Genomic DNA, 20,758 nt, shown 5'->3' with positions numbered 1-20,758 from the left:
CGCCCAGAAAAAAGCCCTGCTTACGTACGTAAGCAGGGCTTTTTGTTAGTCAAACTTGGGCTTGAGCACTTCGCTCAATATAAAGGCGGTTCGTAAATCCGTTGGATTTCGCAGGAGATCCCGGACGTTGGGCCGGCTGTCCTGACGAGCTCGCTCTTCGCGGCGGGCCAGTTGCTGCGCTGCGCGCTGTGGGTCGGGCGTAGAGCCCGCACGTGGCAATGACGACGCGCGCCGCATCGTCGGGGTTGTGGGCTCTAACGATTTGTTCGTGGCTGGTGCTTCCAACGACTTCGGGCGGACATCGGTGCGCTCGAGACTGCGGGCTGCGGGCGCCGTGCCGTGCGCCACTGTGCGCCCGCCCGGCGTATGGGCAGGCACATGCGGCGCAACCGGTTGGCTCGCCTGGTTTTGGGCCTGCATCTGCTTAAGCAACTCCTGAAACGACGTACTGGGCAGCGGCGGCACCTGACCAGCAGGCCGCGGGGGCCGTTGGCGGCTTTCCTGGGCGGCGGTTTCTTGCGCTTTTTTCACCATCCGCCACACAAAGGCAATCAGCCCCAGAAGGATAAACAGCAGCGTTTGAAGCTTTTCCATAGTGGATGATGTTCAAGGCACTTATACATAATCACTTTACTATCAGGCATTTATGTATAAGCAATTTTTCAAAATGCTAGGCTAGCGTACGCCCTTTTCAGGGAAGCGGCCCTGCTTGGTGCGGTAAAAGGCTTTAATTTTTTCCAGATCGGCTTCGTAATCGCCCGTTGGGTAAACGGCGGGTCCGACGCCGGCTTCTTTGTTTTTGTAGTCCAAAAAACCAAGCAAAATGGGTACGTGTGCCCCTTCAGCCGCAAAATAAAACCCCTTTTTCCAGCGGGGCTGATAGCTGCGCGTGCCTTCGGGCGTAATCAGAATCACGAGTTCCTCGCGTTCGTTAAACAGCTTCACCATGCCATCGACGAGGCTGTTGTTTTTGCTTCTATCGACGGGCAACGCGCCCAAAGACCGCACCAGCCACCCGACAAAAAAGTTGTCGACCCACTCTTTTTTCACCGTAAAACGCACCGGCACGCCCATCAGAAAGAAGGCGCCCCGCGCATACAGGATGTCCCAGTTGCTGGTGTGCGGTGCGGCAATCATGATGGCTTTGGTGATGCCAGGTGGCACTACCGAAGCCAACCGCCAGCCCGTAATCCAGAACCAGAATTTTGAAAACAGGTACCAGAATGTAGGAGTAGAAGGTGGTTTTGGCATATTAAGGAGAGGTCAGCTGCCGGATGAGAAAGCGCAGCCAGAGGCTAAAACTAGAAAAATTTGCCGCCGAGCCCTAGAAGTCGGTTCACTTGGCCAGCAATTGTTGCAAGGCATCGGCTTGACTGAGCGTATACCGATAGCCAATATCAAACATTTCGGCGGTGTGGCGCAGGTCCAGGATGCGGTAGTGCCGCAGCTCGGGCGGTTCCAGCACAAAGTGGCACTGCGCCAACCGCGGGATCACGTTCATGCTGATGGCCAAGTAAGCCGTGCGCTCGCTTATCTCGCGGATGGTCGTCAGGGGTGCTTCCTGTGATTTGGGATTGCAGTGTACGCCCACCACCACCAGTTCGTCGCGCCCCAGCAGTGGCTCAACCGGCAAGTTGTTCATCACGCCCCCGTCAACCAGCAGGCGTCCTTCGTACTCGACGGGTCGGCACAATATCGGCACGGCCGACGAGCCTAATAGCGGTCGGATAATAGGGCCTTGGTCGTAATAAACCGGTTCGCCCGCCCCGAGGTCAGCAGCTACCAGCGTCAGCGGGATGGAAAGCTCGGCAAACGTCCGCTCGGCGCCCAAGTAATGCGCGTATAGCTTCTGCACTACTTCCAGATGCACCAAACCCAAACGAAAGGCCGGCCGGAACAGGCGCACAAACCGGGTGTCGGTAATGAGGCGAAAAATCTCGCGCGGCGGAAACCCGGCGGCGTAAAACGTGCCGACGATAGCGCCCGAACTAACGCCCGAGATCCGCCCAATGGGGAGCTGTAGTTCGTCAAGGGCCTGTAACACACCCAAATGCGCGATTCCGCGTGCCGCCCCTCCCGAAAATGCCAGCCCTAGTTGTCGCACTATTAGTCAGGGGTTATAACTCGGCCAGACGGAAGGTTTCGGCGAGGCGCACCCCTTTTTCGGTCTGCTGCACGGTACAGCACTCCACCCTAGGGTCATGCTCCAGCATCAGCACCCAATTTTCATCGGCCGCTCGGCGCAGAACCGCTTCTTTTTCCGACAGCGTTACCAACGGGCGCATATCGTAAGCCATTACATACGGCAAGGGCACATGCCCCGTGCTCGGCAACAGATCAGCCATAAAAGCCACCGTACGGCCTTTGTATTCCATCAGGGGCACCATCATTTTCTCGGTGTGCCCATCGGCAAATATGATGTCCTTAAACTGCGGAAGCACACTTGGCACAACACTCTGATTGTCAATAAATTGCAAATGACCACTTTCCTGAATCGGCAGGATATTTTCTTTCAGAAAGCTGGCCTTTTCGCGCGCATTGGGTTGCACGGCCCACTGCCAGTGCGCCGCATTAGACCAGTATGTGGCATTTGGAAAAGCTAGTTGCAACTTGCCATCAAGGGTCCGGGTTACGGAGCCGCCGCAGTGGTCGAAATGCAGGTGCGTCAGGAAAACGTCGGTAATGTCGGAAGCCGTAAAGCCCAGTTTTTGCAGCGATTTTTCTAAAGAGTTATCCCCGTGCAAATAAAAGTGCCCGCGAAATTTCTCGTCTTGCTTATCGCCTATCCCATTGTCAATCAGCACTAACCGATTGCCATCCTCCACAAGCAGGCACCGCATGGCCCACGTACACATGTTGTTCTCGTCGGCGGGGTTGAGCTTCTGCCACAACGATTTCGGAACCACGCCAAACATGGCCCCGCCATCTAGTTTAAACAAGCCCGTATCAATGGTATGAAGAGTCATGCTTATAAATGAAGAATGAGCAGCGCAGAAGTAGCCAGGCTGACTTCCCTCTTCGCTGCTCATTTTAAGGAGAATTTAGCTATTCCACTACGACTCCCATTGCCGAAAACTTATCAATACGCTGACTGATACGTTCTTCAGCTGGCAATGCATCAAGCTCGTCCAGGGTTTTGATCAGCGTCTTTTTAAGCACGTCGATCATCTTGTTGGGAGCCGTGTGGGCCCCGCCCAACGGCTCCTTCACGATGCCGTCCACAAGTTTGGCCTGCATCATATCGGAGGCCGTGAGTTTTAGCGCCTCGGCTGCTTGTTCCTTATAATCCCATGAGCGCCACAGAATGCTGGAGCAAGATTCAGGCGAAATCACTGAGTACCAAGTATTTTCCAACATCAATACCCGGTCGCCGATCGCAATTCCTAAGGCCCCACCCGATGCGCCCTCGCCAATGACAACGCAGATGACGGGTACTTTCAGCAAAAACATTTCTTTCAGGTTGCGGGCAATGGCCTCGCCTTGGCCCCGCTCCTCCGCTTCTAGGCCTGGAAAAGCACCAGGTGTGTCAATAAGGGTAATGATGGGCTTGTTGAATTTTTCGGCCAGCTTCATCAGGCGCAACGCCTTGCGATAGCCTTCAGGGTTAGGCATGCCGAAGTTGCGAAACTGCCGCTGTTTGGTATTACGCCCCTTCTGCTGCCCGATAAACATGACGGAACGGCCATCCAGATCGGCAAAACCGCCAACCATGGCTTTGTCGTCGCGCACCGTGCGGTCGCCGTGCAGCTCCACAAATTTGGTACTCATGCCCTCGATGTAGTCGAGGGTATATGGCCGGTCGGGATGGCGTGAGAGTTGTACCCGTTGCCAGCGGGTGAGGTTGGCATAAGTTTCTTTCTTGAGAGCCTTGATCTTGGCTTCAAGCGCGGCCACGGCTTCCGATACATCAACCTGGCTATCGTGGGCCAGCTGTTGCATTTCGCGGAGTTTGCCTTCGAGGGCAGCGATGGGTTGTTCGAAATCGAGGAGCATTGCCAATGGAAAACGCGGTCAGTTGCCTGATTTGGGTGGAATGATGGCTGTACTATCAGAGGAAAGCAAAGGTAAGCGAAACGACTCCACTGATGGTGCACTCGACAGCGGAATGAGTATTTCAAAAATCAATGTCTCTGAAATACAGCTACAACCGCGGAAAACGCCGTTTTTTTACGAAATATTTTCACTCAAGTGTTGTGCAGTCTCAAACCTCCTTCTACCTTTGCAGCACTTTAACGGAGAAACAAACGGTTCTCAAACGCGAAAGTAAACGGTTCGGTAGTTCAGTCGGTTAGAATGCCGCCCTGTCACGGCGGAGGTCGCGGGTTCGAGTCCCGTCCGGACCGCAGAAATGCAAAAAAAGCCCCTCAGGATTCCCTGAGGGGCTTTTTTGTTCTTCAAATCTTGCTGCACAAAACTAACGACTGAATACTTTGCCGTTTTTCAAGACAGGATGCATGCTTCTAAAGTCTATTTATTTCTTATAAGTGCCTCTTTCTTCGCTGATTCTACCATATTGTATCTATGGAACCCGAGCCTCATAAAGCCGCCATACGCTTCTATGAAATTGACCTCCTCCGTTTTCTCGCTGCTTTTGTAGTTGTTGTTTTTCACCTTAGTTATCGGGGTTATACAGCCGATAATTTAAGCCCAGTAGGGTATCCTGCGTTAGCTCCATTTGTCAAGTATGGCTATTTGGGAGTAGAGCTTTTTTTCATGATCTCGGGTTACGTCATCCTTATGTCGGCGCAGGGCAAAACTGTCAAACAGTTTTTTGTCTCACGTATCATGCGATTATATCCGGCATTTTGGGTTGCTTGCACCTTGACATTTGTGGCAGTACGGCTTTTTGGTCCTCGTCCAGGCGATCCGAATTGGTCCCACTATATGGACTTGTCGTTGACTCAATACGGTTTCAACATGACCATGCTGCACAATTTCTTCGGATTTGGCGACGTGGACGGAACGTATTGGACGCTTTCAGTAGAGATTGCCTTCTACTTTCTCATCTCGCTGCTCATTGCCTACCATCTCTTCGACGCATTGATCCCGCTGCTTACAGGCTGGTTGCTCTACAGTGGTATCGCTCCTTATTTACCTTCTGGAGCTCCGTTTACTAAGATCCTAGTACTGTCTTATGCGCCATTATTTGCTGCCGGTATGCTATTTTACATGCTCCAGCATCGGCAGGCGGCAACATGGAAGTTATACTTACTGCTAGCAATTTCACTTGTGCTAGCAATACGCAATACAAATTTGGACTTAGTAGGAGTCATAGCACATCACCACGATCCATTCTCGCATTCCGTGGTCACTGCGATTATCGCGTCGTTTTTTCTGGTGTTTTTACTTATCGTCTGGCGAGTAATTGACCTGCAACGCTTCACATGGCTGAGTACGTTAGGCAACCTAACGTATCCATTATACCTATTGCATCACAATTTAGGCTATCTGCTTCTTCAACATTTTGGCGGAAAAATAAACCCGTATGTTTTGCTTGTGAGCATCACATTATTGATGATTATAGCAGCCGGCTTGGTACATGTATTAGTTGAAAAAAAATACAGCAAACGCTTAGGCAAAAGCGCATCCGGGTGGTTTAATAAACTCGCTTTACTTCACTAAGAAAGAAGATCCAAAACCCATTTTTCACTGAATTTCGTATACAACGCAGCAGCGGGAGGTGAACTGCCGGGTTCATTAGCACTCGGTAGAAGTGATGAAAGACCCGCATGCTTTGGAAAGCCTCACCCCCTTCGGATGAGGCTTTTTAATTTTTACTCAGGAGCCATCCAAGAAATGTTTCTTTTCTGAGAAGGACTGAATAAATAGCTACTGTAGGCTGTAACCAGCAAGGTGCAGTTTAAGCCACACCTGGCTGACACAGTGATATCTGCTTATTTATCAAGGGATTGCAGCCAAGGCAGGGCGTCGCCCATCATGGGTCCGATACTACTTTGGTGCGTACCGCCTGGAATAGGGAAAAACGCGACGTTGGTGGCACCAGCAGCCTGAAAACGTGCGAAGGTGGTAACCGAGGTTTGGAAGAAAACGCTTTCGTCGTTGGTGCCGTGGTAGAGGCGCGTGGGGCTTTTCGGCACCCAATTCAGGAAACTATTCTGCTCCAGCTGTTTTTTCAACACGGGTTCGCCGCTGGGGTTGCTCAAGTTTGCGTAGAACGTGGGCGTAAACAACGCCGCAGGACTGGTAGTGAGTTCGGCGTTGATCTGCTCCCGATCCTTGGTGCCGTCGAGTAGCGCGGGCACCTTGGCCGCGTATGGAGCCTGAAAGAAGTCGGTCAAGGGGCGGTTCCAGCTATAAGTAGTGCTATAGCCTTGCAGAATCAGGGCCAGAAAAGCGGGGTTGGCATACGTAGGCACCGTCGCAATTCCAGCCAGCATGCCCGGCAGGTCGTAGCCACCGGCTCCTTCGGCGGCAGCCGTGAGGGTGAGTTTATGTTGGGGCACGGTTTCAATGGCCTGTTGAGCGGCCATGGTCACGTAGCCACCTTCCGAGTAGCCCACCAAAAACAAATTTTTGTTGAGCGCCACCTTTTGCTGCTGCAGGAAGTACTGCGCCGACTTTATCATATCGACCACGGTGGACGCCGACGTCTCCTTGTCATAGAACGCTTGAACTACGTTCTGAGAAGCGCCCAACCCAATGTAATCGGGAATCACGGTGACAAAGCCCGCGCTGGCAAACAACTCAAAGCCGCTGAAGGTGGCCGGGAAGTTGGAAGGCGCGTCGGCTTGGCGGAACATGGTGCCGTGCTGGGCACTGAGCAAGGCAGGCGGCGCGGGGGTGTTCAATGGAATACCCAGTAAACCAGACACTTGAATAAACCGGCCCTGGTAAGTGGTTTTGTATAGGAATTTATAGAACGTCACGTCGTACTTGAGTTGGGGCGCGAAAGCCCCATAGCCGGCGTTGGCCGCTAAGGCTTGTAGCTGAACCTTCGGAACGGTACCGACCAAGTTGGCAGAAACAAACAGGTCTTTGCCAGTGGGCAGCATCGGCCCCGGCTGCGGATCTTCCCGATCGGGGTGCAGGAATTGGCAGCTATCCAGCGAGGCAACCAACAAAATCAGCAACAGCCAACGAAAGGGTCTTAGGTTATTTTGCATAGTTTCCAGAGGGTGAGAATGGGAAATGGCAGCAATTTTTCAGGAGCCGGAGAAATCAGTCTATTATTAAATATTTAATAATCAACAATTTATAACCAAGAAGAAAGGTCATTCTTAGCTGCTTGCGATCGTAGGATATTGGGCTTCGCTAGCGGGCTAAGGCGGAAGGGTCGGCAAACCCAGCCGCCGAAGATTATATAGAGTCGGGGTAACTTGCATAGGGCAAAGTTTTCCAGCACCGAACCATCTGTAAAGTGACAAAAGCCGCTTTCTTCTACCCGAGAGAAAGCAGCTTTCTTGCTCACACAAGCACTTGCCCCACTGTGGGTTGCGCCTGCGTCGTTAGGAACAAGATAAGATCTACATTCGTTAATTCCTATACTTGCGGCGCCCGGATTTGCGTTTGCTACGCAGCGGCTAGAAAACGTCCTTAAGCGCTTGCTCAGCCGCCTGGTAACCGCACATGCCATGCACGCCCCCGCCAGGAGGCGTCGAGGAAGAACACAGATACAGGCCTTGGCTCGATGTGCGGTAGGGCGAAAGCCGCAGCACGGGCCGGGTAAAAAGCTGCCCCGGATTGTTCATGCCGCCACTGATGTCGCCGCCTATGTAATTGGGGTTGTGGGCTTCCATGGAAGCCGTATCGAAGGTATGGCGGGCCAGAATCAGGTCGCGGAAGCCGGGCGCAAATCGCTCTACCTGCCGCTCGATGATGCCCGTCATATCCACCCGCGAGCCGTTGGGAACGTGGCAGTAGGCCCAGGCCGTGTGCTTGCCGGCCGGAGCACGGGTCGCGTCGAACAGGCTTTGCTGCGCCAACAGCACGTAAGGCCGCTCGGGGTGCCGGCCTTGGCTAATCTGGTGTTCGGAAGCCGCGATTTCCTCCAAGGTATTGCCTAAATGCACCGTACCCGCCTGCCGGCAAGCGGCCGCAGCCCACGGAATGGGTCCATCCAAAGCCCAATCGATCTTGAATACGCCCATTCCGTACTTGTAACGCGCTAATTGCCAGCGGTACAGACTCGAAAGCTGCGAGCCCGCTATCTGCAGCAACTGACGGGGCGTAACGTCGAGCAGCACAGCACGAGCCGACGGCAGCTCGCGAAGCGAGCGCACGGGCCGGTCGGTTTGTATCTGGCCGCCTAACGATCGGAAATAGGCTCCCAAGGCCTGCGCAATGGCTTGCGAGCCGCCGCGCGGAATTGGCCAGCCGTGCCGGTGCCCGACGGCCATCAATACCAACGCTATGGCCGAGGTAAAGGGCTTGGTCAAGGGTTGGATGGCGTGCGCGGCCATGCCGGCCCACAGGCCCCGCAATTTGGGCGTCTGAAAGCGCTTGGCTAGCACCGTTGCCGGTTGGAGCGCATCGAGGCCGAAGCGCGCCAGGGCTACCGGGTGCTTCGGCAAGCGCAACGGTCCCAAAATATTGGGCACAATGCCTGGCCAGTCGCGCAGCAACGGATCGAACACGCGATGATACACCGCCGCATCGGCGCCAAACTGCTCGGCAGTGTCGTTGAGGGAGGCAGAAAGGAAAGCCGCGGTTCCCTTGTCGAAAGGGTGCGCAGCCGGCAACGGCGGCTGGATAAACTCGAGCCCGTATTCGGCCAGCGGCAACGTCTGGAAATAAGGCGAAGCCAGGGCCATAGGATGGACAGCCGAGCACACGTCGTGCACAAAGCCCGGCAACGTAAGCTCAGCCGAACGCGAGCCTCCCCCGATCGTCTCTTTGGCTTCCAGCAACAGCACGCCAAGCCCTGCTTGCTGCAAACGAATAGCTGCCGCCAGCCCGTTCGGGCCCGCTCCTACCACTACCGCGTCAAAATCTTTCTTGGCCAAACTAATCTTCGCTTATGAGTTGCTATTGCTACCTGATTCGGGCCTTCATCGAACGCCTACTACCTTCAAAGCGAGGCAGGCAAATAACGAGAAATAAAATCACAAGTATTTGATAGTCAAACTATTATAACCACGCTTCATTCCTTCGGTGAAAAGCCGTTTACTTACCTAACTTGATAATTCGGCTTTGGGTTGCCGACAAAATACAGGGAGAAGATCCGGAGCACTCCGAATGCAAATAGGTTCACTTATCTTGTCAATCCCTTTCCTTATTGACCATGCCCCTACCTACCCTCGACGAGTTTCGCCAAGTTCTGGAATCGCACACCGATGAGCGGGTGCAGGCCGACTACTTTGCCGACTTAATGACGCCCCTCCTGACCGCCTTTGAGGCTGTCATGCCGCACAAACCGCAATCGGTTAAGCTAGTGGCCCCGCCGTGGAGCGAGCCGGCGCTGGCTTTCGAAGCCGCGTGGGCCGACACCCGCTCTTTGGTGGTTGCCGCACGCCGACGCCCCCAGGAAGGCGCACCCGTACGGATGACCTTGCGCCGCGCCGGACAATTGGTGCAAGCCGGCGGCTTCGAATACAACCAAGTCGCGCTGGCCGTCGGGCTCTGCCTCGAACACCGCTAGAAGCAAAAAAGCCCGGCTCCCCGGCCCAAACGCGAGCGTTTGGGCCGGGGAGCCGGGCTTTTTAAGCGTATTGCGCTTAAATAATAGTGCTCAGCCCGAGCTCGATATTATTTTTATGTAGTTGACAATCAGCAATATCCAGCACGCCGTACGCTATGAAGCTCCCCACCTGCTCGGTAGTATAGGGTGCCGTGGCGTTGAGTTCAGGGGTTAGCACGCGCTTATCCAGGGCGTTGTTTACTGCCGCTTTTACCGAGTCGGCTTCTTCCTGTAACCCAAAGTGCTCCAGCAACATAGCCGCCGACAGAATAGTCGCGATGGGGTTGGCAATGCCTTTCCCCTTAGCCTGCGGGTACGACCCGTGAATTGGCTCAAACAGCGCCACCTCATCGCCCACCGATGCCGAGGGCAACAAACCCAAGGAGCCAGCAATCACAGAAGCCTCGTCGGAAATGATGTCGCCGAACATGTTTTCGGTCAGAATTACGTCGAACTGCTTCGGATTCAGGATGATCTGCATGGCCGCATTGTCCACAAACAGATAATCCACCTCTACGCTATCGTACTGACTTGCAATCTCTTGCACCACTTCGCGCCACAAGCGCGAGGTTTCCAGCACGTTGGCCTTATCCACGAGCGTCAGTTTACGACGGCGGTTTTCGGCGGCCTGAAACGCGCGGTGCGCAATCCGCACGATTTCTTCGCGGCTATAGGTACAATTATCATAGGCCGAGCCATCGGGGTTACGGCCCTTCTCCCCGAAATACACACCGCCTGTCAACTCCCTGAAAATGAGCATGTCCGCACCCTGAATGCGCTCTTTTTTGAGCGGCGAGTGCTCCAGCAACCGATCGTAAGCCGTAACCGGACGGATGTTGGCGTACAGCCCCAGCGACTTGCGCAGGCGCAGCAGTCCTTGCTCGGGGCGCACTTTGGCGGTCGGGTCGTTGTCGTACTTGGGGTCGCCGATGGCGCCGAGCAGCACGGCATCGGCTTGGCGGCAAGCGGCCAGCGTTTTGGCGGGCAGTGGGTCGCCGGTTGCGTCGATGGCGCAGGCGCCCATGAGCTGATGATCGAAGATAAACTCGTGGCCAAAGCGTTCAGCCACAGCCTTTAGCACGCGCACAGCTTCGGAGCACACTTCGGGCCCAATGCCGTCGCCGGACAGCACCACAATTCGTTTTCTTAATACGTCCATGGTCGGTGTTGTTCGTAGGCTTCGATGGCGGCCTTTTGGCTCACCAGGTAATCAATGTCGTCGTACCCGTTGATCAGGCACTCTTTTTTGTAAGGGTCAAGTTCAAAACTGATGCTTTCCTCCCAAACGGGTACCGTAAGCGTCTGCGAAGGCAAATCGACGACGAACTGGGTCTGCGGGTCCTGCTCCACTTGCTTGAACAGCCGTTGGAGCACCTCATCGGACACTTGCAGCGGCAACAGGCCCGTATTTAGGGCGTTCCCGCGGAAAATATCAGCAAAGTAGCTCGATATAACTACTTTAAAACCAGCATCATACAAAGCCCAAGCAGCGTGCTCGCGGCTGGAGCCGCACCCGAAGTTTTTGCCTGCCAGCAAGATCTGGCCTTGGTAGCGCGCGTCGTTCAGCACGAAGCTCTCCTTGGGCTGACCATCGGCAGCATAGCGCCAGTCGGCAAACAGGTTCTGGCCGAAGCCTTCGCGGGTGGTGGCTTTCAGGAACCGAGCCGGGATAATCTGGTCGGTATCAACGTTTTCGATGGGCAACGGGACAGCACCCGAGCGGAGCGTTTGAAACTTTTCCATGCCTTAGTTCAGGTACTGCGTAATGTCGACAATGCGCCCTTCCACGGCCGTAATGGCTGCCACCAGCGGCGAGGCCAGCAACGTGCGGGCGCCGGGCCCCTGCCGGCCCTCGAAGTTGCGGTTGGACGTTGAAACGCAGTAAGCGCCGGCCGGGATTTTGTCGTCGTTCATGGCGAGGCAGGCGCTGCAACCGGGTTCGCGCAGCTCGAAGCCCGCTTCGGCCAGCACTTTATCCAGCCCTTCTTCAATGGCCTGTTTCTCAACTTGTTTCGAGCCGGGCACGATGATCGCTTCTACGTGCTCGGCCTTGTGCTTGCCTTTCACATACGCTGCCACCGTCCGCAGATCCTCGATGCGCGAGTTGGTGCAGCTCCCGATGAACACGTAGTTGATCTCTTTGCCCAGCAACGATTCGCCAGGCGCGAAACCCATGTATTTCAAGGACTTATCAAAGCTAACGGTTTCGCCTTCCGTTACTTGCGAAGGAATGTTGGCGTTGAGCGCGATGCCCATACCGGGGTTGGTACCGTAGGTGATCATCGGCGTGATGGCCTGGGCCTCGAACCGAAGCTCTGCATCAAACTCGGCGTCTTCGTCGGAATACAAGGTTTGCCAGTAGGCCACCGCCTGCTCCCACTGCTCGCCCTGCGGCGCGTAACGACGGCCTTTCAGGTAGGCAAACGTGGTTTCGTCGGGGGCGATGAGGCCGCCGCGGGCCCCCATCTCGATGCTCATGTTGCAGACCGTCATGCGGCCTTCCATGCTCAGCGCGCGGATGGCGCTGCCTGCGTACTCCACGAAGTAGCCCGTGGCTCCGCCCGTACCCAGCTGCGATATCACGTAGAGAATCAGATCTTTAGCCGAAACGCCCGCCTTTAGCTCTCCTTCCACCGTGATGCGCATGCGCTTGGGCCGGCTAATCAGCAAGCACTGCGAGGCCATCACCTGCGTCACTTGGCTGGTACCGATGCCAAAAGCAATGGCGCCAAAAGCGCCATGAGTAGAAGTGTGGCTGTCGCCGCACACGATGGTCATGCCGGGTTGGGTAATGCCCAACTCCGGCCCGATGACGTGCACAATGCCTTGGTATTCATGGCCTAAGCCAAATAACTCCACGCCAAACTTGGCGCAGTTTTCGGTCAATTTATCGACTTGCGAGCGCGAAAGCGGGTCCTGAATGGGCAGGTGCTGGTTGCGCGTGGGCACGTTGTGGTCGGCGGTGGCCACAATCTGGTCGGCGTGGTACAAGGGCAAGCCGCGGGCGGTCAGCTCGTCAAACGCTTGCGGGCTGGTGACCTCATGGATGAGGTGCCGGTCGATATAAAACACCTCCAGACCGCCCGGAATGGCTTTCACCACGTGGGCGTCCCAGATTTTGTCAACTAAGGATTTGGCCATGTTTAGTTTGCCGCTACCAGATTTTCTTGTTCAACTAATATGTGCAGGTCGCTGTCGACCACTTCTTTCTGACGGTCGGCAAGTTGCAGAAAAGACGCGTAGGCTTTGTTCAGCACCTGCTTGTCGAAATCGTACCCAATTTTTTGGAGGCGATAGGCCAGCGCCGCCCGCCCGGAACGGGCCGTGAGCACAATCGAGGAATTCGAAACGCCCACCTCGCGCGGGTCGATGATTTCGTAGGTTTCGCGGTTCTTGATGACGCCGTCTTGGTGGATGCCGCTGGAGTGCGAAAAGGCGTTGGAGCCCACAATGGCCTTGTTGGGCTGCACGGGCATGCCCATCATTTGCGACACCATGGCGGAGGTTTCGGCCAGCAATTGCGTGTTGATGTTGGTGCGCAGATTAAGGTACGGATGCTGGCGCAGAATCATGACCACTTCTTCCAGCGCCGTGTTGCCGGCCCGCTCGCCTACCCCGTTGATGGTGCACTCAATCTGGCGGGCGCCGTTCTGCACGCCGGCAATGGAGTTGGCCGTAGCCAGGCCCAAGTCGTTGTGGCAATGCGTTGACAGACAGACGTTTTCAATGCCACGCACGTTTTCGCGAAGAAACTTGATTTTGGCGCCGTATTCGTCGGGCAGACAATAACCGGTCGTATCCGGAATGTTGAGCACCGTGGCGCCGGCCTTAATAGCGGCCTCGCAGACGCGGGCCAGATACTCGTTTTCGGTGCGTCCGGCGTCTTCGGCATAAAACTCCACGTCTTCCACAAAGGACTTGGCCAGTTTCACGGCCGCGATGGCGCGCTCCAGCACTTGCTCCTGGGTGCTGCACAGCTTGTGCGTGATATGCGACTCGGAAGTACCAATGCCGGTATGAATGCGCGGATAACGCGCCAGTTTCAGGGCTTCACCGGCCACGCGAATGTCGTTTTCCACGGCCCTTGAAAGGCCGCATACAGTAGCTTCGCGCGTTTGGGCGGCGATGGCCTGCACAGCAGCAAAATCGCCGGGGCTCGACACCGGAAAACCCGCTTCGATTACGTCCACGCCGAGCAGCTCGAGCTGCCGGGCAATGACCAGTTTCTCGTCGCGGTTGAGCTTGCAGCCGGGCACTTGTTCGCCGTCGCGCAGGGTGGTATCGAAGATTTGGATTTTCTGAGTTGCCATGAGATGTGTCTTCTTTCAGCCAAATGCTGATTGCAAGTACACCGACAATGCCTCTCCCAGAAAATTACTTTTCGGCAAGCCTACTATTTCTAATGGCCGCTTATATATTTATAACTAATTGATTATAAAGTACTTATGTAAGTTAAAAATACGATATCTAACGGTATAATTGCGGTATTTAATAGGATTCCCTTACACCAATAAGCTCAGGAAATCGGGCTTGCCGTTGAGGTATTCGTAGGCAAAACCTTCGGCCAGCATGCGTTGCTGAATGCCCTGAATTTCGTGCGGACGCTTGACCTCGATGCCGATAAAGACCGGGCCTTTTTCCTTGTTATTTTTCTTAATGTATTGAAAATGAATGATGTCGTCGTCGGGGTGCAGCACCTTGTTGACGAAGCTGCGCAAGGCACCCGGCCGCTGGTTGAAGGTCACCATGAAGTAGTGCTTTAGCCCTTGGTGCTGCATGGCGCGCTCCTTGATGTCCTCCATGCGGGTGATATCGTTGTTGGAGCCACTGACTACGCACACGACGTTTTTGCCTTTGATTTCGTCGGCGTATTGGTGTAAGGCTGAAATACTTAGCGTACCAGCCGGCTCGAGCACGATGCCTTCCTCGTTGTACATCTTGAGCAAATCTTCGCAGACTTGGCCTTCGGGCACCAGCACCACGTCGTCGAGCAGCTGGCGGCACAGCTCGAAAGTTAGCTCGCCGGGGCACTTCACGGCCGCTCCGTCCACGAAGCTTTCGATCTGGTCGAGGGCCTGCCGCTGCCCATTCTGAATGGAGCGCTGCATCGACGGCGCGCCCAGCGGCTGCACCCCAATGAGCTTGGTATGCGGGCTCAGCTGCCGAAACACGCTGCCCACCCCCGAAGCCAGTCCGCCGCCCCCGATGGGCATAAAGCAGTAGTCAATCGAGACCGGCGCGGCCTTCAGGATTTCCAGCCCAACCGTGGCCTGGCCTTCCACAATTGCCAGATCGTCAAAGGGATGCACAAACGTGCTCCCACGCTCGTCGCAGAATGCTTTGGCAGCTTTGAAGGTATCGTCGAAGGTGTTGCCGGTGAGCATCACCTCGACTTTGTCCTTCCCAAACAAGCGCACTTTGTTTACTTTCTGGGCCGGCGTGTTGGCCGGCATAAATATGTAGCCCTTCAGCCCCAGCAGTTGGCAGGCGTAGGCCACGCCTTGCGCGTGGTTGCCGGCGCTGGCGCACACCACGTCCTGAGCGCCTTGCTCCTGCGTCAGCGTCGAAATCTTGTTGTAGGCCCCCCTGATTTTGTAAGAGCGCACCACCTGCAAGTCTTCGCGCTTGAGGTAAATCGTGGCGCCGTAGGCTTGCGAAAGACCTAGGTTTTGCTGCAACAGCGTTTTGTAAATCACACCTTTTAGGTTGCGCGCTGCCTGCTCTACGTTGGCCAGCGAAACCACTGGGGCTGAAGTAACTACATCATTTTCCATTTGGCCAGGTTTGACGGCGAAGGCTATAAACCAAGCTCCCCTCCTTGTTTGAGGAGGGGAGCTTTTTAGCACCTGCCTTTATTTTTCTTGTGTCGAAAGCGCGTAGCCTTCTTGGTTTTCAGTTTTTGCGGTTGCTTTGGAACGCAGCTCGCGAACGGTCGCGCCCGTCTGCCACAGCTCCGAATCGCGTACTTCTTTCAACTCTGCTTCTAACTCCTTGCGGTAGTTTGGCGTAGAGCCGCGCTGGATGGTGCGCTCGGCTTCTTTGCCCGAGGCTACGCTGTCGTATAACTCGTTGATTACGGGCAATGTAGCATCGCGGAAACGGCCTTTCCAGTCGAGGGCACCGCGCTGCGCCGTTACCGAGCAATTGCTGAACATCCAGTCCATGCCGTTTTCGCCTACCAGTGGCACGAGGCTCTGGGTGAGCTCTTCCACCGTTTCGTTGAAGGCCTCCGAAGGCGAGTGCCCGCGTTGGCGCAGCACTTGGTATTGGGCCTCGATGATGCCGGCCAAAGCGCCCATCAGCACGCCGCGCTCGCCGGTCAGGTCGCTGTACACCTCTTTTTTGAAATCGGTTTCGAACAGATACCCCGAGCCTACGCCGATGCCCAGCGCGATGGCTTTCTCATACGCATCGCCCGTAGCATCCTGATACACAGCGAACGACGAGTTCAGGCCGCCGCCGGCCACAAACAGGCGACGCAGGCTGGTGCCGCTGCCTTTCGGGGCTACCAAGATCACGTCCACGTCGGCGGGCGGGATAATGTTGGTTTGGTCGTTGAACGTGATGCCGAAGCCATGCGAGAAATACAGCGTTTTGCCCGCCGTCAGCTTGCCCTTCAGCGTTGGCCACAGCGCGATCTGGCCCGCATCCGACAGCAGGTTGCAAATGATGGTGCCGCGCTCAGCCGCTTCTTCGATCGAGAACAGCGTTTCGCCTTCCACCCAGCCGTCGTGCAACGCCCGCTCCCACGAAGGCGAATCCTGGCGCTGCCCCACAATTACGTTGAAGCCGTTGTCGCGCAGATTCAGTGCCTGGCCGGGGCCTTGCACACCGTACCCAATCACCGCGATTACTTCGTTTTTCAGGAAAGCCTGCGCCTTAACCAGCGGATATTCATCGCGGGTGATGACGGTTTCGTCTACGCCGCCAAAGTTGATCGTTGCCATGTTGTTGGGATTGGGTTTAGGGTTTGATTTACAAGTGTTTTATTATCAAGCATTTACATCGTAAACACTTTATCTCGGCTGTTGAGGTACTCGTTTTCAATGACTTCCGAGCTGGGCTCGGTGCGCTCAAACTCGCGCAGCTTTCGGTTGAAGCCGTCGCTGTGCTTGATGATGGCGATGCGGGCGCTGCGCACAAACTCGATCAGGCCGTAGGGTTGCAGCACCTTGATCAGGGCGTCGGTTTCCTCGCGGTGGCCAGTGGTTTCAAACACTGTATAATCCTTGCGGATGACCACGGCGCGGGCGCCATTTTCGCGCAGCAGGCGCTCCACGGAAGCTTTTTCGGCGATCACGTCGGTAGGGACTTTGTACAGGGCCATTTCCTGCCAGATCACCTCCTGGTTGGTGTTGTAATACACCTTCAGCACTTCCACCTGCTTCTCGATCTGCTTGGCGATTTTGCGCACGACTTCCTCCGTTTCGTGAATCACAATGTTGAAGCGGTGAATGCCGTCGATCTCGGAAGGCGACGTGTTCAGGCTCTCAATATTGATTTTGCGGCGGGAGAAAATGATGGCAATGCGGTTCAAAAGCCCGATCTGATTCTCGGTGTACGCCGTGATGTTATATTCTTGACGGTCAATGATTTGTGGATCACTCATGGCTAATAAATTTGAACGTCATGCGGAGCGCAGCATGACCCCCAGGGTTAGTATTGCTGCAACCCACTTCTACCGCAGCCGAATCTCGCTTACGCTGCAACCTTGCGGCACCATCGGGAAGATGTTGTTCTCTTTGGTTACCATCACCTCCAGCAAGAAAGAGCCGGGATGCGCCAGCATTTCCTGTAGCGCCGTTTGCAGCTCGCCGCGCTCGGTTACCCGCTTGCCGGCGATGCCGTAGCCGCTGGCCACAGTCACATAATCGGGGCTGGCGATGTTGACGAAGGAATAGCGCCGGTCGTTGAACAGCTCCTGCCACTGCCGCACCATGCCGAGGAATTGGTTGTTGAGAATCATGATTTTCACATCAACGCCCGTCTGCATGATGGTGCCCAGCTCCTGAATCGTCATCTGGAAACCCCCGTCGCCGATGACGGCTACCACCGTGCTGCTCGGCGCCCCAAACTTGGCCCCAATGGCGGCGGGCAGCGCAAAGCCCATCGTGCCCAAGCCGCCGCTGGTGATGTTGCTGCGCGAGCGGTTGAACCGGGCATATCGGCAGGCTACCATCTGGTGCTGGCCCACGTCGGTCACCACAATGGCCTCACCCTGAGTTAGTTCGTTGAGCTGCTGAATGACTTCACCCATTGTCAGCTCTTCCGAAGTCGGGAAAAGCTCCTCCTGAATAACGGCCGCTACCTCCTGCGTCTGGTAATCTTCGAAGCGCTGACGCCATTCAGCATGTGTTTTATTATCAACTAGTTGGGTAAGCAAAGGCAACGTTTCCTTACAATCGCCCCACACCGGCACGGTGGCCGCTACGTTCTTGTCGATTTCGGTGGGGTCAATGTCGAGGTGGACAACCTTAGCCTGCTTGGCGTACTTGTCGAGGCGCCCCGTGACGCGGTCGTCGAAGCGCATCCCGATGGCAATCAGCACGTCGCATTCGTTGGTGAGCACGTTGGGGCCGTAGTTGCCGTGCATGCCCAACATGCCCACGTTCAGGGGGTGATCGGTGGGCAGCGCACCGGCTCCCAGAATGGTCCAGGCGGCCGGAATGCCACTTTTCTCGATAAATTCTTTGAATTCCTGTTCCGCCTTCCCCAGAATCACGCCCTGCCCCCAGAGCACAAACGGCCGCTGGGCCTGGTTGATGAGCGCCGCCGCCTGCTCGATGTATTCGGGCCGCACAATGGGCTTGGGGCGGTAGCTGCGGATGTGGTTGCAAGGCGTATAGCCGTTGTACTCAAACTTTTGCTGCTGCGCGTTTTTGGTGATGTCAATCAGCACCGGGCCGGGCCGGCCGCTGCGGGCGATGTAAAACGCTTTGGCCAGCACCTCCGGGATTTCCTCGGCGTTGGTGATCTGATAATTCCACTTGGTGATGGGCGTGGTGATGTTGAGGATGTCCGTTTCCTGAAAGGCATCTGTGCCCAACAAGTGCGCGAACACCTGGCCCGTGATGCACACCAGCGGCGTGCTATCAATCAGAGCATCAGCCAGTCCCGTGACCAGATTGGTAGCGCCGGGGCCGCTGGTAGCAAACACTACGCCGACCCGACCCGACGCCCGCGCAAAGCCCTGCGCCGCATGGATGCCGCCCTGCTCGTGCCGCACGAGCACGTGGTTGAGCTGCTCTTTGAAGTCATACAGCGCATCGTAGATGGGAATAATTGCCCCACCCGGATAGCCGAAAATGGTGTCCACGTCCTCGGCCAGCAGCGCGCGCAAGGTTGCTTCGGCGCCGGAAATGGTCGTGGTAACTTGTTCACGCAAGGCTTGCGCTGGCTGCTCTTTCGTTAACATAGTCCTCTTCTAAATCGGTGATACACCCGTGACTTGCATCGCTTACCGTGCGGATATACTTTAGCAATACCCCCTGCTTCACATTGACTGGGGGCCGCTGCCACTCGCTCCGGCGCAGCTGCATAACTGCTTCATCTACTTGCACTTGTATGGTATTGGCAGCGGCATCCAACACAATCAAATCGCCGTCTTCTACTAGGGCGATGGGCCCACCGTCGTAGGCTTCCGGGCAGACGTGCCCGATCACGAAGCCGTGGGTGCCGCCGGAGAAACGGCCGTCGGTGATCAGGGCCACTTTGTCGCCCAGGCCGGCCCCGATGATGGCCGAAGTCGGCTTCAGCATTTCGGGCATGCCCGGCCCGCCTTTCGGTCCCACGTAGCGAATGACGACGACGTGGCCCGGCTTGATCTTTTGCTGAATGATGCCTTCGTTCAGCTCTTCTTCCGAGTTGAAGACCACGGCCGGACCTTCAAACTTGACGCCCTCTTTGCCCGTGATTTTGGCCACTGCGCCTTTCGGGGCGAGGTTGCCGTACAGAATCTGGATGTGGCCATCTACTTTGATGGGGTTGGAAAGCGGGCGAAGCAAATCTTGCTCCGGGCCAAGTGGTTGTACATCGGCCAGGTTTTCGGCTACCGTTTGGCCCGTGACGGTCAGTAAGTTGCCGTTCAGCAAGCCTTCGTTGAGCAAGGTTTTCATCACGGCCGGCACCCCACCCAGCGCCGACAGATCTTCCATCAGGTATTTGCCGCTGGGCTTCAAGTCGGCCAGCACCGGCACGCGGTTGCTGACGGCCTGAAAATCTTCCATCGTAAGCTTCACGCCGGCCGCATGGGCAATGGCAATGAGGTGCAGCACAGCGTTCGTAGAACCACCTAATACTGTGATCATTACGAGCGCATTTTCAAAGGCTTCGCGCACCAGAATGTCACGGGGCTTGATGTCTTTTTCGAGCAACAGGCGCAGGTAAGCGCCCGCATTGAGGCATTCCTGCGTTTTCTCCGCGCTCACGGCCGGCGACGACGACGAAAACGGCACCGACATGCCCAGCATCTCGATGGCCGCGGCCATGGTATTGGCCGTGTACATGCCGCCGCACGCGCCGGGACCGGGGCAGGCATTGTGAATGATGCCTTTGTAATCTTCGTCCGAAATCTGGCCCTGCAATTTCTTGCCGTACGCCTCAAAACACGATACGATGTTGAGTTGCTGCCCCTTAAACGTGCCGCCCTTGATCGTGCCACCATACACCATCAGCGACGGCCGGTTGAGCCGCGCCATGGCGATGAGCGCCCCGGGCATGTTTTTGTCGCATCCCATTACGCAGGCCAGCGCGTCGTAATTGTGTGCCCCGGCCATGGCCTCAATCGAATCGGCAATTATTTCTCTGGAGACCAGTGAAAAGCGCATGCCGGCCGTACCGTTGGTGATGCCGTCGCTCACACCAATGGTGTTAAAGCGCAGTCCCACAAGCCCTTGTGCCGTCACGCCCAGCTTCACCTGATCGGCCAGGCCGTTTAGGTGCATGTTGCAGGTGTTGCCTTCGAAACCCGTAGAGCAGATGCCCACGAAAGGCTTGCGCAAATCTTCATCCGACAAGCCCGAGCCGATGAGCATGGCCTGCGAGGCGGGCAGGCTGTCGTCTTGGGTGTAGATGCGGCTGTATTTGTTGAGGGCCATGGTCTGGTTGAGGCGCGTTGCACGC

The 20,758-nt window shown here is 55.8% G+C and carries 18 protein-coding genes and 1 tRNA gene; 3 read left to right on the top strand and 16 right to left on the bottom strand.

Annotated features, from left to right (window positions below; translation table 11 throughout):
• Positions 1-45: 45 nt before the first annotated feature.
• From FHG12_RS17785 to FHG12_RS17765, 5 genes are all read right to left on the bottom strand, one after another.
• The gene (locus FHG12_RS17785) at positions 46-594 is read right to left on the bottom strand and encodes a hypothetical protein (RefSeq protein WP_139517007.1); all 549 of its coding nucleotides are present in this window, start codon (positions 592-594) and stop codon (positions 46-48) included.
• Positions 595-675: 81 nt separating this feature from the next.
• Positions 676-1,251 carry a 1-acyl-sn-glycerol-3-phosphate acyltransferase gene (locus FHG12_RS17780; RefSeq protein ID WP_139517006.1) on the bottom strand — a complete coding sequence of 192 codons (576 nt, stop codon included), beginning with the start codon at positions 1,249-1,251 and terminating at the stop codon, positions 676-678.
• Between the two features lie 85 nt (positions 1,252-1,336).
• A complete protein-coding gene (locus FHG12_RS17775; RefSeq protein WP_230471184.1) occupies positions 1,337-2,104 on the bottom strand; it encodes a patatin-like phospholipase family protein in 768 nt (255 codons plus the stop codon).
• 13 nt (positions 2,105-2,117) lie between these two features.
• Positions 2,118-2,966: an MBL fold metallo-hydrolase gene (locus FHG12_RS17770; protein WP_139517004.1), complete on the bottom strand. Its 849-nt coding sequence runs from the start codon at positions 2,964-2,966 to the stop codon at positions 2,118-2,120.
• Positions 2,967-3,045: 79 nt separating this feature from the next.
• Positions 3,046-3,993 (bottom strand): acetyl-CoA carboxylase carboxyltransferase subunit alpha, encoded by a 948-nt coding sequence (locus tag FHG12_RS17765; protein ID WP_174805803.1) that lies wholly within the window; start codon positions 3,991-3,993, stop codon positions 3,046-3,048.
• A gap of 276 nt (positions 3,994-4,269) precedes the next feature.
• On the opposite strand from FHG12_RS17765, the gene FHG12_RS17760 reads away from it, so the two are divergent.
• Together FHG12_RS17760 and FHG12_RS17755 are read left to right on the top strand one after the other, a co-directional pair.
• A tRNA-Asp gene (locus tag FHG12_RS17760) sits at positions 4,270-4,343 on the top strand.
• 178 nt (positions 4,344-4,521) lie between these two features.
• Positions 4,522-5,622, top strand: coding sequence for an acyltransferase family protein (locus FHG12_RS17755; protein ID WP_139517002.1), 1,101 nt, complete (start codon positions 4,522-4,524; stop codon positions 5,620-5,622).
• 272 nt (positions 5,623-5,894) lie between these two features.
• On the opposite strand, the gene FHG12_RS17750 is transcribed toward FHG12_RS17755, so the two are convergent.
• Complete coding sequence (locus FHG12_RS17750; RefSeq protein WP_139517001.1) at positions 5,895-7,124, bottom strand: alpha/beta hydrolase family protein; 1,230 nt, start codon at positions 7,122-7,124, stop codon at positions 5,895-5,897.
• A 417-nt stretch (positions 7,125-7,541) separates the two neighbouring features.
• Entirely contained in the window at positions 7,542-8,963 is a 1,422-nt protein-coding gene (locus FHG12_RS17745; protein WP_139517000.1) for a phytoene desaturase family protein, read from the bottom strand.
• A gap of 278 nt (positions 8,964-9,241) precedes the next feature.
• Between FHG12_RS17745 and FHG12_RS17740 the strand changes: the two genes are divergently transcribed.
• On the top strand, positions 9,242-9,598 hold the full coding sequence (locus tag FHG12_RS17740) for a hypothetical protein (RefSeq protein ID WP_139516999.1): 357 nt from the start codon (positions 9,242-9,244) through the stop codon (positions 9,596-9,598).
• Positions 9,599-9,674: 76 nt separating this feature from the next.
• Here the strand turns inward: FHG12_RS17740 and leuB are convergent, their stop codons facing one another.
• The 9 genes from leuB to ilvD all read right to left on the bottom strand — a co-directional run bounded on the left by leuB (position 9,675) and on the right by ilvD (position 20,733).
• Positions 9,675-10,796 carry a 3-isopropylmalate dehydrogenase gene (leuB, locus tag FHG12_RS17735; protein WP_139516998.1) on the bottom strand — a complete coding sequence of 374 codons (1,122 nt, stop codon included), beginning with the start codon at positions 10,794-10,796 and terminating at the stop codon, positions 9,675-9,677.
• Complete coding sequence (leuD, locus tag FHG12_RS17730; protein WP_139516997.1) at positions 10,784-11,380, bottom strand: 3-isopropylmalate dehydratase small subunit; 597 nt, start codon at positions 11,378-11,380, stop codon at positions 10,784-10,786. Before leuD ends, leuB begins: the two co-directional genes overlap by 13 nt.
• Positions 11,381-11,383: 3 nt before the next feature.
• Complete coding sequence (gene leuC, locus FHG12_RS17725; RefSeq protein ID WP_139516996.1) at positions 11,384-12,778, bottom strand: 3-isopropylmalate dehydratase large subunit; 1,395 nt, start codon at positions 12,776-12,778, stop codon at positions 11,384-11,386.
• Between the two features lie 2 nt (positions 12,779-12,780).
• Positions 12,781-13,947, bottom strand: coding sequence for a 2-isopropylmalate synthase (locus FHG12_RS17720; protein ID WP_139516995.1), 1,167 nt, complete (start codon positions 13,945-13,947; stop codon positions 12,781-12,783).
• A 192-nt stretch (positions 13,948-14,139) separates the two neighbouring features.
• Complete coding sequence (gene ilvA / locus FHG12_RS17715; protein WP_139516994.1) at positions 14,140-15,411, bottom strand: threonine ammonia-lyase IlvA; 1,272 nt, start codon at positions 15,409-15,411, stop codon at positions 14,140-14,142.
• A 78-nt stretch (positions 15,412-15,489) separates the two neighbouring features.
• On the bottom strand, positions 15,490-16,584 hold the full coding sequence (ilvC, locus tag FHG12_RS17710; RefSeq protein ID WP_139516993.1) for a ketol-acid reductoisomerase: 1,095 nt from the start codon (positions 16,582-16,584) through the stop codon (positions 15,490-15,492).
• Between the two features lie 53 nt (positions 16,585-16,637).
• Positions 16,638-17,246 (bottom strand): acetolactate synthase small subunit, encoded by a 609-nt coding sequence (ilvN, locus tag FHG12_RS17705; RefSeq protein WP_139516992.1) that lies wholly within the window; start codon positions 17,244-17,246, stop codon positions 16,638-16,640.
• Between the two features lie 69 nt (positions 17,247-17,315).
• The gene (gene ilvB, locus FHG12_RS17700) at positions 17,316-19,052 is read right to left on the bottom strand and encodes a biosynthetic-type acetolactate synthase large subunit (RefSeq protein ID WP_139516991.1); all 1,737 of its coding nucleotides are present in this window, start codon (positions 19,050-19,052) and stop codon (positions 17,316-17,318) included.
• Positions 19,015-20,733, bottom strand: a complete 1,719-nt coding sequence (gene ilvD / locus FHG12_RS17695) for a dihydroxy-acid dehydratase (RefSeq protein WP_139516990.1) — start codon at positions 20,731-20,733, stop codon at positions 19,015-19,017. The genes ilvB and ilvD overlap by 38 nt, the downstream gene beginning before the upstream one ends.
• Positions 20,734-20,758 lie beyond the last annotated feature (25 nt).

The organism is Hymenobacter jejuensis (genome assembly GCF_006337165.1).
Lineage (GTDB): Bacteria > Bacteroidota > Bacteroidia > Cytophagales > Hymenobacteraceae > Hymenobacter > Hymenobacter jejuensis.
Note: the sequence above shows the minus strand (reverse complement) of the source record. Positions and strands in the feature narration are given on the sequence as shown.